Here is a 13,132-nt window from a genome sequence, read left to right as displayed (position 1 = left end):
AATAAATATTTTATTTAATTGCATTTAGTGCCGGCTGAACCGCTTTGTAATGGTTGAATAAAAAAGCCAATATTTCTTGTGCTAGCCGGATCTGTATTAAAACCATAGCTCTCCAAAATATTATTAAAATCTTGGAAATTTTGGAGATCACCAAAACCGGCAATACAAAGCGCCCTTGCTTGATCTAATGTTATATTTTTATAAAAATCAAGCAATGATAAGGACATTTTTTCGATATAATTTTTTAACATTTCAGGGTGTTGTTGCATGTTTCCGCTTAAAGTTGTGTTAACATCTAAATAGGTATGAATAATTTCATGAATTAACAAACTTGCAATATATTCCTGAGAAGCATCATGTAATAAATTAGGATTAACATATACAATTTCATCTAAAATCCTATTTGAAAGTGTTCCTGGTTGTGTCCAGGCCTCTTTTTCTCTAGTTGTATTTTCTTGAAAGTATATATTCAATTTGTCGTTAACATTAAAAATATTTTGCAATATATCTGTAACGGTATTTTTGAAGGTACTAGTTATTAAGTTGTTTGCAACAGTATTTAAACATGGGTCTTTTAACTCGTTTTTAATATCAGCTAATAACATGGGTGGCGGTGGGGTAGTGATACTGCCTCTTCCACCTCCCCCACTATGTACCGGCGTTGTAGCCCCTAAACCTGAACTGCCGGAAGAATTACTTCCATTATCAATATACATAGCATTGGTTTGGCACTGCGTGCCTATTGCAATGCCTATACCTCCGTATGAATCTGCTGGATAAGTATAACTATAAGTCCAACAATCGGTAAAAACTGCCACATACATTTCTACATGCCTAAGGCTCATGGTAGCAGCATTCCTATTCTGGGTTTCTTGTGGTGCACCCCTATTTACAATATGCTTCCAATTAGATTCAATGGCATTGAAAATTCCATATAAAGTTGATTGTGTAAATGCAGTGGCTTTGATATCGCCATGTTTTGCCAGATAGTTTTGTGGAGTAGCTTTATCAATTAATCTAAAAAATGTATAATCCCTGTTCCTTTCAGAACCAAATAACAATGCCGTTACTTTATTTTTCGAATTAATAATGGGAGTAGCCAATGTAAAGGTTCCGTTTTTATCTTTTAATACTACGCTCAAATCCCAAAACGCTTTTCCATACTTGTTTTCAATTACAGCAATAATACCGGTTCTATTATCATCATCTTTAAAGTGGAGAATGGTTCTGTTCAGTAAATCTTCATCAGCTAAGCTTCCATTTATCAAACTATATACCTGCTTTAATGAATCGATTCTTTCAAAAAAAGTATTCTTTTGTTCGTATAACTTATCATTAGTTTGTTTGGTACAGGTTGTAAATAAAATGCAGACAGCAATGATGAACAGCCTTATTTTATTAACTTCAGCATCAACACCGCATTTATTCCATCGTTTTTTAAAAATAGTGCGGGGGGGGGTAAATATTTTTTCATAAGTAAATATTTTGTTATGCTAATATAGCTTAAATATGTATTATAAACAAAATATAAATAGAAAATTTTTGCTTGTGGTTGTTTTGGATTGAATCTGTATTTTAAAATTTTGGTTTATTGATATTTACACTTGCTATATTTACTTTCCCTCTTTTCAGTAGATTTACAGCAATTATAAAAGGCTATGGAGCAATTTCTGAAACAAGTTTTTTTGGGTAATAGCATACGCAGTTATATGGTAGTGCTGGCTACTATTATACTGGCTTTTATTGTAAAACGGTTTATTTCTAAATACTTAGCCAAAATTATTTATCGCATTTTTACTAAAAAGGGCAAAATCAATCATCGCGATGCATTTATCAGTCTCATTTTACCGCCTTTAGAATTGTTTTTGTTGTTGTTTATTGCTTTTACTGCCTTTGATGCATTAAATTTTCCGAAAGAGTTTGATTTTCACATTTATAAAGTTACTTTTTTTGAAGCGATTGACAGCCTTTCCAATGCTGCACTTATTATTGTGTTTATCTGGCTCTGCCTGCGTATTATTGATTTTATTACATTGGTAATGGCCGATAAAGCAGCCACATCAAAAGAATCTGCAGACCGGCAGGTTTTATTGTTTTTTAAAGATTTTTTGAAAGTACTGTTGGTGTTGGCGGGTGTTTTAATGGTGTTGAAATTTTCCTTTCAACGCGATGTAAGCGGGTTACTTACCGGCTTAAGTCTGGTAGGTGCAGCTGTAGCTTTTGCTACCAAAGAAAGCATTGAAAATTTAATTGCTTCCTTTATTATTTTTTTCGATAAACCTTTTAGGGTGGGCGATTTTGTAAAAGTGCAAAGTTTTGCCGGTACGGTCGAAAAAATAGGGTTACGCAGCACCAAAATACGCTCGGCTGCTAAAACATTGCTCACCATTCCCAATAAGCAAATGGTAGATAGTGTGGTAGATAATGTTACATTAACCACGCAGCGTATGGCCGAATTGCGCATGGAGTTGGGCTTAACCACAACCCCAACACAGATGAATGATTTGCTGAATGCCATCAGAACTTACCTGCAGCAAAATAATCAGGTAGCCAGCAGTATGGTGAATTTGGTAGATGCGGGCAAAAAAGCACATATTATTAGTGCATTGTATTATGTAAAAATGCCACAGGAGTACAGCGATTTTTTATTGCTGTGCGAAAGTGTAAATTTATTTGCCATACAAAAAGTGCAGGAATTGGGCATTGATTTGGCGGCAGCCAACACAGAGGTGCATGTTAAAAACATAAGCAGTACACCACAGAACTAGCTGTTTAGGTTGGTTTGTATTTCTAATAAAAACTGCCGCATTTTTTCTAATAACTGCACTAATTCAAACTGTTCTGTAGCCTTGTTTTTATTGGCTTTTAAGTATTGTTTGGCCCCTTCAATACTTAGTTTTTTATCGCGCAGCAAATAATAAATCAGGGCAATGTTTTTAATGTCTTCATACCGAAAAAGCCTGTCGCCCTTTCTGGTTTTGCGAGGTTTTAAAATATCAAATTCATTTTCCCAATAACGTATTAATGAAGTGGTTACATTAAACCATTTGGCCACATCGCCTATAGGATGATACAATTTTTGCTGCAAAGTGGCATCGTCGGGCAATTCTATGGCTTCGGCTGCTGTTAGTAAAACTTTATATGATTTTCTTCCACGTTTATTTTTAGTAGTAGCCTCTACTAACGGTATCTCATTGTTGTTGGATTCAGAGGCGGTAGCTTCCGGCGTATCGGGCGAAAAAACTTGTTTGGCTTTTATTTTTACCTGAATTTTATCGTTGGCAAAAATTACCCTGCCTTTGCTGGTTGCATCGGGAACGGGGTTACCAAATAAATCTAACTGCTGTAAAGCCATGCAGTAAAATTAGCAACTATTATATAATTGTGCATCCTATGCACAATAAAAGATTGTAATTATCTTGCAGCATATATGGAAACAATTTCAACCATTGCAGTATGTGGCGCCGGTACTATGGGTAGTGGTATTGCACAGTTGTGTGCACAAAAAGGGATAGATACAATATTATTTGATGTAAATGAAACAATTTTGCAAAACAGCCGGCGGCGTATTTGGATGAATCTGGATAGCCTGCAACAAAAAGGTAAAATAGCAGGTGCAGAACTTGCCGCCATACAAAAACGATTGCATTTTACACATCAATTAAGCGATTGTGTTGCACCGGTAATGATAGAGGCAATTATTGAGCAAAAAGAGGTAAAAGCAACCTTGTTAAATCAGGTGCTAACCATCAATCAATACCAAACGATTCTTGCCAGCAATACCTCTTCTATTTCCATCAATGCGTTGGCAGCGGCGGTGTCGCACCCGCAATGTCTGGCCGGCTTGCATTTTTTTAATCCGGCTACCATTATGCAATTGGTAGAAGTAATTAAAGGAGAACAAACAGCACCCGAAGTAATAACAACATTGCTGGCATTAAGTAAACAATTGGGTAAAACGCCGGTTGTTTGCAATGATGCGCCCGGCTTTATTGTAAACAGGGTGGCAAGGCCTTACTATCTGGAGGCTTTGCGTTTGGTTGAGCAGGGACTGGCTACTGTTGAACAGGTAGATGCCGTGATGGAAGCTTCCGGTTTTAAAATGGGCCCATTCAAATTAATGGATTTAATTGGTATTGATATCAATTACAGTGTAAGTTGTATTGTTTGGGAAGCATTAGGAAAGCCTCCCCGGTTAACACCTTCTGCTTTACAACAGCAAAAAGTGGAAGTAAAACAGTTAGGAAAAAAATCAGGAACAGGGTTTTATCAATATCAATAATCATAGTGCTTAATATTCGCTTGCATTAATCAATTAGTTATGAAATGTGTTGCTTTGAATGCCCGGTTTTTAAGGGCAGATGTTTTGGAAGGATATGGAAATTATGTGCACGAAATATTCAAACGGTTGGTACTGCAACATCCGGAAACAAATTTCATTTTTATTTTCGACCGGCCTTATGATGAAGCTTTTATAACAGGCAGCAATGTAATACCGTTAGTAATAACCCCGGCGGCAAGGCATGCACTGTCATTTAAATATTGGTATGATGTAAAAGTGCCATTGGCTTTGCGAAAATATTCGCCCGATGTATTGGTGCAGCCCTATGGTTTTGCTTCGCTTACATCAAAAATACCACAATTGCTGGTGGTGCATGATTTGGCTTTTAAACACCATCCTTCCTTTATTCCAAAACATCATTTGTATTATTACCGCTATTTTACTCCCCGCTTTTTAAAAAAAGTACAAAGCATTGTAACGGTTTCTGAATTTTCGAAGGCTGATATTGCCCAACATTACCCATTTGCAGCAGCTAAAACTACAGTAGTGTACAATGCTGCCAAACCGGGTTTTCAACCTTTAGTATTTGCGGAGCGGCAGGCTATTAAAACGCAATATGCCAATGGTTGTGAATATTTTTTATTTGTGGGTGGTATTCATCCGCGTAAAAATTTGCTGAATCTGTTAAAAGCATTTACCATTTTTAAAAAATGGCAGAAAAGTAATATGAAATTACTGGTGGTGGGCCGTTTGGCCTGGCAATACAATGATATTATTGAAAAATTAGACAGCTACAAACACCGCGAAGATGTGGTATTGTTGGATTATGTAAGTGATGCGGTTTTACAAAATGTCATGGCCGCAGCTTATGCACTGATTTATCCTTCTTTTTTTGAAGGATTTGGTGTACCTGTAATTGAAGCTATGCAAAGCGGTACTCCGGTAATTTGCAGTAACACAGGTAGCTTACCCGAAATTGCAGGAAATGCGGCATTATTGGCTGCACCCGATGATGTAAAGGAGTTGGCGCAACAAATGCAACTGATATATAAAGATGAAATAAAACGCAACCAATTGATTGATGCCGGAAAACTTCAGGCCGCAAAATTTAGTTGGGAGGCAAGCGCAGAAAGCTTCTGGGAGGTAATGCAACAGCTTACAAAAAAATAATACATTTTAATATTTTATGCCAATGCACGGTTAATTGCATGTTGGCTTTAACCGAATATTGTATTTTTGCCACTTTATGCTACATAAATCAGCAATTATGCATCAATCAGATATTCACATTAAAGTTACCTTAGATGCCGATAAAATTCCGGCCAATATTCAATGGAATGCAAGTGATAGTACAGCAGAAGAGCCACAACAGGCAAAAGCCATGATGATGGCTTTTTGGGATGGGATTGATAAAAGTGCTTTGCGAATTGATTTGTGGACCAAAGAAATGATGGTAGATGAAATGGCCGATTTTTATTATCAAAACCTTATGTCAATGGCCGACACCTTTGCCCGTGCAACCCAGCAGAAGGAATTAGTAGAAGATATGAAAGCATTTGCCAAAAGCTTTTATCAAAAATTCAGAGAAATTCAACTGCAACAAAACAAGTTGGTGTAAGCATGATATTTTAAATTAAAAAACATTTACAATATGAACTTAGAAGAAAAAATAATGGCAGAAATGAAAGAAGCCATGAAAGCTAAAAATGAAGCCCTGTTAAGAGGCTTAAGAGCCATAAAAGCAGAAATCATCAAAGCAAAAACAGAACCGGGGGCCAACGGACAAATTTCAGGCGAAGCAGAATTGAAACTGTTGCAGAAGTTGGTGAAACAAAGAAAAGACTCTTTAGAAATTTATCAAAAACAAAACCGTCCCGATTTGGCAATAAAAGAAGAAGAAGAAATAGCCGTTATAGAAAAGTTTTTACCCCAACAATTATCGCCTGAAGCATTGAAAGAGGCCGTTCAAAAAATTATAGCTGACACCGGTGCTACTACTGCAGCCGATTTGGGAAAGGTAATGGGTGTAGCCTCTAAACAACTATCCGGACAGGCAGATGGAAAGTCCATTGCAGCCTGTGTAAAAGAATTATTGCAATCATAGCATGGCTTGTTTATTGTTTTCATAAATGTGCTGGTACCTTAATGGTAAACATGCTTTACTATAAATACCATTCCATTACAGAAAAATATTTTTTACTGAAAAGGATGTATCATGTTGATTGATGTGCCGGTAATATTGCTGCTACTGTTGGGTTTGTATAAAGGATACAAACGCGGCCTGATTGTAGCTGTATTTTCAATGGCGGCTATTATTGCGGGTTTGGTCATTGCATTTAAAACCTTTGAGTGGGTAGCTGTTTGGCTGCAAACGCAAACCACATTAAGTGGCCAGTGGATGAGTTTTGTAGCCTTTTTGATGGTATTGGCTATTGTAATGGTGGTGGTACATTTTTTAGCCAATTTGCTGCAACAAACCATTGAACTGTTGTGGATGGGTTTGTTGAACAAGTTATTGGGTATGGTTTTGTATGTATTTTTATATGTAAGTATTGGTGCCATTATTATGTATTATGCCGCTAAAGTGCATGTATTAAGCAATACAGTCATCCAAACTTCTAAATGCTATCCTTATATTCAAAAAAATGTACCTATATTACTGCACAAAGCAGGGATGGTGATTCCTTTTTTAGAACAAAGCATACATCAGTTAAGAACTATATAGCACATTTAAAATGGCAGATGCCCGCAACAACTTTTTTTCTTTATATTTAGGTATCTGTTCAGCTCAAACAGGAATATGATAACTTAGCGAACAGATTGCTGTTCTAAGTAGCAGCACAAGTGAGGAATGACTTTTATTTTTTCGGTATATTTTGCTTTTATTTGTAAACAAACACGCAGTAGAACTTGGTTTAAGTATCATAACATGGAGTATCAATTAAAACAAATAGATAAGTTTAAATTTCTCGAAGAGGGAGAAGGTGAACCATTATTGTTGTTGCATGGCCTTTTTGGTGCATTGAGTAATTTTACGTATTTGGTAGAGCATTTTCGAAAAACACACAAAGTTATTGTACCCATTTTGCCCTTATTTGAATTAGATATTTTTCATACCACCGTACATGGCCTTGAAAAGCATGTACATAAATTTATTGAAATGCGTGGTTATGATAATATTCATTTGCTGGGCAACTCGCTTGGCGGGCATGTTGCATTGGTGCACATTTTAAAACATCCTGAAAAAATTAAAACACTCACTTTAACAGGTAGTTCGGGGCTTTTTGAAAATGGAATGGGCGATAGTTACCCCAAAAGAGGTGATTATGAATATATTCGAAAAAAAGCAGAATTAACTTTTTATGATCCGGCCATGGCTACCAAAGAACTGGTAGATGAAGTGTTTGAAATTACCAATAACCGTTTAAAAGTTATTAAAATAATAGCACTGGCTAAAAGCGCCATCAGAAGTAATTTGGGTGAAGAACTAAGTCAGATTCAACAGCCAACCCTATTAATTTGGGGAAATAATGATACCATTACACCACCTTTTGTAGGCAAAGAGTTTAACAAGCTGATTCCCAATAGTGAATTGCATTTTATAGATAAATGCGGACATGCGCCCATGATGGAAGTGCCGGATGCATTCAATAAAATATTGGAATCCTTTCTGTTTAAAATAAAACAATCTGCCGAACAATTACGTTAATACAATATATTTAATACGTTACCAACTGGCATGTTAGCACAACAATTCATACATACCGATTATCCAATATTACAATTAACAGATAAAGCTTATAAAGCTTTAGAGTTAATGGAATCTTACGATCTGCGCCATTGGCCCCTTTGTGCGGATGATAAATATGTTGGCCTTATTTATAAAGATGCGTTGTTAGATGTAACCGACGATGCCATACTTGGCAACTTGCAAAACGGTTTACAATCAGTAGCTGTTAAAAGTACCGATTTCATTCTTACCGCAGTAAAACAGGCCGCTGCCCACCATTTATCTTTAATTCCTGTAGTAAATGAGCAGAACATTTTAGAAGGCATACTTCGTTCGGAAGATTTACTCGGCATTTTAGCACATTATATAGGCGTAGATATGCCTGGTGCTACCCTTGTTTTACAAATGGAAAGAAAAAATTATTCTTTTGGTGAAATTAACCGGCTGGTTGAAACCAATGATGCATTTATTACTCAACTCAACTCTTATTTTAATAACGATACCGGTCTTTTAGAGGTAGCTATTAAAATTAATAAAACAGAAATAAGTGATGTTGTTGCTACTTTTCAGCGTTATGAATATGCTATTCTCTATTACTTTGGCGAGGAATTATATGCCAACGAAATAAAAGACAATTACGATAACCTTATGGCTTATCTCAACGTGTAACATACCCTGCACAACCATTTCTTTGTATATTACGTATATGTATTGTTGTTAATTTTTTTAAGTGTTTTTACGCAAATAACAGCTAAACCTTACTTTTACCATCCGGCAAAACCATCTATTATTGTTATGCGCTATTTGTGCCTTGTTATTTTACTATTCTGCTTCATTCATATTCAGGCACAACCCATTGAAAGACTTCCTTTACAAAAACCTGTTGAATACATTATTGGGGGCATTTCTATTTTCGGAAATAAAAAAACAAAAGATTATATCATTTTGCGGGAAGCAACATTGAAAAAAGGTGACAGGCTTACCCCTGAACAGTTACAGCAAAAACTAATTGAGTCAAAAGAATTGATTTATAATACCGGTTTATTTGTGGATGATAGTGTTTATGTAGATCGTTTACAGGGTAATATTGCCTTTGTTCATATACGCGTAAAAGAGCGATTGTATTTTTTGCCGCTGCCTTATTTTCGGTTGGTAGACAGAAATTTTAATGAATGGTGGGTGCAGCAACACCGCAGTTTTAGCCGGGTGAATTATGGTATTAAATTTAATTATAACAATTTTACAGGCCAGAACGATAATTTAAATATCTGGTTGATTAATGGTTATAACCAACAGGTGGCACTGCGATACAATTTGCCTTTTTTCGATAAAAAATTAAAGCAGGGCATTAATGTGGGCTTTGCATACTCTAACCAACGTGAGGTGAATTATGCCACCAGCCTTACCAATCAGCAATTATTTTTTAAGAATGATAACAATTATGCCCGTACCTTTTACCGTTTTGATGCCACCTATTCTTATCGTCCCGATCAGTACCAGCGCCATTATTTCAGGGTTTCATATGATCATGATGCCATAGCCGATACCGTTGCGGCTTTAAATCCGCAGTTCTTCCCCAATGGGTTAAACCAGGTAAAGTATATTGATTTTTCGTACATCTATCAATATTTTAAAACCGATTATAATGTTTATCCCACAGATGGTTGGCAGGCACAAGGTAGTTTATATAAAAGAGGTATTGATAAAACTACCAACTTATGGCAGTTTGGTTTATATGGATTGTTTGCAAAACCCATTATGCCCAAAACTTTTATTGTTGCCGATGCTTCTGCTACTGTTAAATTTCCTTATAATCCCTATTTTTTCAGTCAGGCTTTATTGGGTTATGGCAGCTATCAAATGAGCGGATTGGAATATTATGTGGCAGATGGGATGGCCGGTGGATTGGCACATTTTTCTTTAAACAGGCAACTGTTTACCTATATTTTCAAAAATCCTATAAAAAGTAAAACACACGATAAAATACCTTTTCGGTTTTATGCCAAAATATATACGGATGTAGGGTATGCTTATAACCCTTATGTGAACAATAATTTATTAAACAACAAACTGTTGCATACATGGGGTTTTGGATTGGATATTGTATCTATTTACGATTTTGTATTTCGTTTTGAATACAGTTTTAATCAACTCGGAGGCAAAGGTTTATATTTACATGCCAATAATAGTTTTTAGCCGATGGCGTTGATGTACAAAATGGTGCAACCTGCCTTTGTTGACTGTCATCCCTAAAACTTAGAATTAAAAAATCACATCATTAATTGTAGCGGTTTTAAAAATCCAACCATTTCTTGAAAGCAAAATTTATACAAGTCAGGAATATTTCCTATTGTAGAAAATAAATAATAAACAAATGAAAGTAGCTATTTATAGCCGTGGTTTAGATATAGAACAGGGCAATCCATTGCAACTGCTGGTAGAATTATTAATACAGCAAAATATTGGAATATTATTATACCGGTCATTGTTAGGAAGATTTCCATTGCCTGCAGCCTTATTGCAACATATTACGCCTTTTCAAAGTGCAGATGATTTTGATGCAGAAGTAGAATGTTTAATCAGTTTAGGAGGGGATGGAACCATGTTAGATGCGGTTACTTTAATTCGCAACAGCAATATTCCTATTCTGGGTATCAATTTTGGTCGGCTTGGTTTTCTGGCAAGTATTAGTCCTGATGAACTTTCCAGTGCCGTAGATGCACTGATGAACCGCACTTTTGTAGTAGATAAAAGAAGTTTATTGCATATTGATGCCAATGTGCCATTATTTAACAATGCACCCTTTGCATTGAATGAATTTTCAATACATAAAAGAGATACTTCGCCCATGATAAAAATTCACACTTATTTAAATGGTGAATTTTTAAATACTTATTGGGCAGATGGCTTAATTATTGCTACACCAACGGGTTCAACAGGATATAATATGAGTTGTAACGGCCCCATTTTATTTCCCGATTCACCCAGTTTTGTAATTACCTCGGTGGCACCGCACAATTTAAATGTACGGCCCATCGTTGTAGCAGATACCAGTGTTATTTCATTTGAAGTAGAAGGCAGAACCGATCAGTTTATTTGTGCTTTAGATGCCCGAAAAGAAATTGTAGACATCAATACACAAATTGCCATTCGAAAAGAAAAGTTTCATGTAAACTTAATACGGTTAAATGAAAATAGTTTTCTTTCTACCCTGCATTCTAAATTAACCTGGGGGCTCGATAAAAGAAATTAGTAATGTTATCATTATTTTTTAATGAGGTTGTAATTTAAACTTATATTTACATAAAATTATATTGCTATCTGATGATAAGAAAGTATTGGCTGTTATTCACCCTCTGCCTCGTATCTAACCTGCCTTTGCATGCGCAAATGTATGATAGCTTTGTGCACGACGGGGAGTTTGGGGCTTCCCTTGGGCTCGGTCATTATTTTGGTGATTTGAACCCTACCGGCAAATTGAATAAACCCAAATTTTCCGGCGGCTTATTCTATCGTAAACAAATCAACAATTACGTAGGAATTCGTTTATCGGGCAATTATTTGTTTTTGGGCTATTCAGATAAGTATAGCGATAATCCTTTTCAACGCCGCCGTAATCTGAGTTTTAATACAGATATTTGGGAAATGGCCATTAGTGGCGATTTTAATTTCTTTAAATTTTTGCCCGGTTTCCCTGAATATCGATTTACCCCTTATGTAAGTTTGGGGATTGGTATTTTTTCTTACAATCCTTACACTTATTTAAATGGAACTAAAGTTTATTTACGCCCATTAGGTACAGAAGGCCAGGGCAGCCCGCTATACCCTAATCGTAAACAATATGGCACTACAGCATTGTGTATTCCGTTTGGGTTAGGGGTGAAATATGCTTTAAATGAAAAAATGAACCTGTTTGCTGAAGTAACTTACCGGTTTACTAATACGGATTATATAGATGATGTAAGCACTACATATGCTCCCGATGCTTACCCTGCCGTAGGTGCCAATGGAAATCCAACCACCTGGGTTTTATTGCAAGACCGTAGTTATGAAACAGGCACCGTAATTGGTATTAAAGGACGCCAACGTGGCACCAGCTTGAAAAATGATTCTTATGTTTCTTTGCAAGTAGGAGTATCCTTCAATTTACAATCTTATAAATGCCCATCACATTAAGAAGGGGCTAATTTACAAGGTAGGAAAACTAAAAACAGCCTGTGATACCTATACTTTTTAGAGCAATAAAGAATTGCCGGATAAAAAAGCAATAAAACCTTGCTCCCTACTGCTATATTTTTATCTACAAACCCATTGCTTTCCATACATTTGCCGCTACAAAATAGTACGGGTTTTACATGCAAGCCTTATTACAACAAATTGATACATCCAGACTACCCCGCCATATTGCTATTATTATGGATGGCAATGGCCGTTGGGCAGAAGAAAAGGGTCAGGAGCGCTTATATGGCCATTTTCATGGGGTAGAAAGTGTACGTAATATTGTAGAAGGATGTGCAGAGCTGGGCATTGAATACCTTACATTATATGCATTTAGCACCGAAAATTGGGACAGACCACAACCCGAAGTAGAAGGGTTAATGGCATTGCTGGTTGAAACCATTCGCAAGGAGGTGCCGGTGTTGAACAAAAACAACATTCGGTTACACGTAATTGGAGAGTTGCGTATGTTACCCGATTTTGCCAGAACAGCTTTAAACGAAGCTCTGGAGCTTACTGCCGCCAATACAGGTTTAAATCTGGTAATGGCATTAAGTTACAGTAGCCGATGGGAGTTGGTAAATGCCGTAAAAAACATTGCAAAAGATGTAAAGGCCGGTAAAATTGAACCCGATAGCATTAATCAGGATACCTTGCAAAAATACCTGAGCACCAGTAACCTGCCCGATCCAGAATTGATGATTAGAACCAGTGGAGAGTATAGAATCAGTAATTTTTTATTATACCAATTGGCGTATGCCGAATTGTATTTTACCAATACACGCTGGCCCGACTTTAGAAAAGAAAACCTTTATGAAGCCATTATCGACTTTCAAATGCGGGAGCGGCGTTTTGGAAAAATTAGCAGGCAAATTAAAGCGAAGGAAATACACAAATAAAAA

14 protein-coding genes are annotated in these 13,132 nt (G+C 36.3%); 12 read left to right on the top strand and 2 right to left on the bottom strand.

The window, feature by feature from the left end; all coding sequences use genetic code 11:
* Window positions 1–14: 14 nt before the first annotated feature.
* The gene (locus AC3QLY_RS03815) at window positions 15–1,268 is read right to left on the bottom strand and encodes a hypothetical protein (RefSeq protein ID WP_218331100.1); all 1,254 of its coding nucleotides are present in this window, start codon (window positions 1,266–1,268) and stop codon (window positions 15–17) included.
* Window positions 1,269–1,658: 390 nt separating this feature from the next.
* Between AC3QLY_RS03815 and AC3QLY_RS03810 the strand changes: the two genes are divergently transcribed.
* Complete coding sequence (locus AC3QLY_RS03810; protein ID WP_218331101.1) at window positions 1,659–2,768, top strand: mechanosensitive ion channel family protein; 1,110 nt, start codon at window positions 1,659–1,661, stop codon at window positions 2,766–2,768.
* Here AC3QLY_RS03810 and AC3QLY_RS03805 read toward each other — a convergent pair.
* Complete coding sequence (locus tag AC3QLY_RS03805; protein WP_081298630.1) at window positions 2,765–3,355, bottom strand: MerR family transcriptional regulator; 591 nt, start codon at window positions 3,353–3,355, stop codon at window positions 2,765–2,767. The genes AC3QLY_RS03810 and AC3QLY_RS03805 overlap by 4 nt on opposite strands.
* Window positions 3,356–3,430: 75 nt before the next feature.
* On the opposite strand from AC3QLY_RS03805, the gene AC3QLY_RS03800 reads away from it, so the two are divergent.
* From AC3QLY_RS03800 to uppS, 11 genes are all read left to right on the top strand, one after another.
* Window positions 3,431–4,282, top strand: coding sequence for a 3-hydroxyacyl-CoA dehydrogenase family protein (locus AC3QLY_RS03800; protein ID WP_074419078.1), 852 nt, complete (start codon window positions 3,431–3,433; stop codon window positions 4,280–4,282).
* A 39-nt stretch (window positions 4,283–4,321) separates the two neighbouring features.
* Window positions 4,322–5,452 carry a glycosyltransferase family 4 protein gene (locus tag AC3QLY_RS03795; RefSeq protein ID WP_074419077.1) on the top strand — a complete coding sequence of 377 codons (1,131 nt, stop codon included), beginning with the start codon at window positions 4,322–4,324 and terminating at the stop codon, window positions 5,450–5,452.
* A gap of 97 nt (window positions 5,453–5,549) precedes the next feature.
* Complete coding sequence (gldC, locus tag AC3QLY_RS03790) at window positions 5,550–5,900, top strand: gliding motility protein GldC (protein WP_218331103.1); 351 nt, start codon at window positions 5,550–5,552, stop codon at window positions 5,898–5,900.
* 33 nt (window positions 5,901–5,933) lie between these two features.
* Window positions 5,934–6,386, top strand: coding sequence for a GatB/YqeY domain-containing protein (locus AC3QLY_RS03785; protein WP_218331104.1), 453 nt, complete (start codon window positions 5,934–5,936; stop codon window positions 6,384–6,386).
* Between the two features lie 111 nt (window positions 6,387–6,497).
* Window positions 6,498–7,007, top strand: coding sequence for a CvpA family protein (locus tag AC3QLY_RS03780; protein ID WP_074420132.1), 510 nt, complete (start codon window positions 6,498–6,500; stop codon window positions 7,005–7,007).
* Window positions 7,008–7,211: 204 nt separating this feature from the next.
* A complete protein-coding gene (locus tag AC3QLY_RS03775) occupies window positions 7,212–7,991 on the top strand; it encodes an alpha/beta fold hydrolase (RefSeq protein ID WP_218331106.1) in 780 nt (259 codons plus the stop codon).
* Between the two features lie 30 nt (window positions 7,992–8,021).
* A complete protein-coding gene (locus AC3QLY_RS03770) occupies window positions 8,022–8,681 on the top strand; it encodes a CBS domain-containing protein (RefSeq protein ID WP_218331107.1) in 660 nt (219 codons plus the stop codon).
* 42 nt (window positions 8,682–8,723) lie between these two features.
* Window positions 8,724–10,208, top strand: a complete 1,485-nt coding sequence (locus AC3QLY_RS03765) for a POTRA domain-containing protein (RefSeq protein WP_492990666.1) — start codon at window positions 8,724–8,726, stop codon at window positions 10,206–10,208.
* Between the two features lie 178 nt (window positions 10,209–10,386).
* Window positions 10,387–11,265, top strand: a complete 879-nt coding sequence (locus AC3QLY_RS03760; protein WP_068243529.1) for an NAD kinase — start codon at window positions 10,387–10,389, stop codon at window positions 11,263–11,265.
* Between the two features lie 71 nt (window positions 11,266–11,336).
* Window positions 11,337–12,188 (top strand): type IX secretion system protein PorG, encoded by an 852-nt coding sequence (gene porG, locus AC3QLY_RS03755; protein ID WP_492990664.1) that lies wholly within the window; start codon window positions 11,337–11,339, stop codon window positions 12,186–12,188.
* Between the two features lie 179 nt (window positions 12,189–12,367).
* Window positions 12,368–13,129, top strand: a complete 762-nt coding sequence (uppS, locus tag AC3QLY_RS03750) for an undecaprenyl pyrophosphate synthase (RefSeq protein WP_218331221.1) — start codon at window positions 12,368–12,370, stop codon at window positions 13,127–13,129.
* Window positions 13,130–13,132: the final 3 nt, after the last annotated feature.

The sequence above is a fragment of the Hydrotalea sp. GW822-HT8A01 genome, from assembly GCF_058798575.1.
This window is presented reverse-complemented; position numbering and strand designations above follow the sequence as displayed.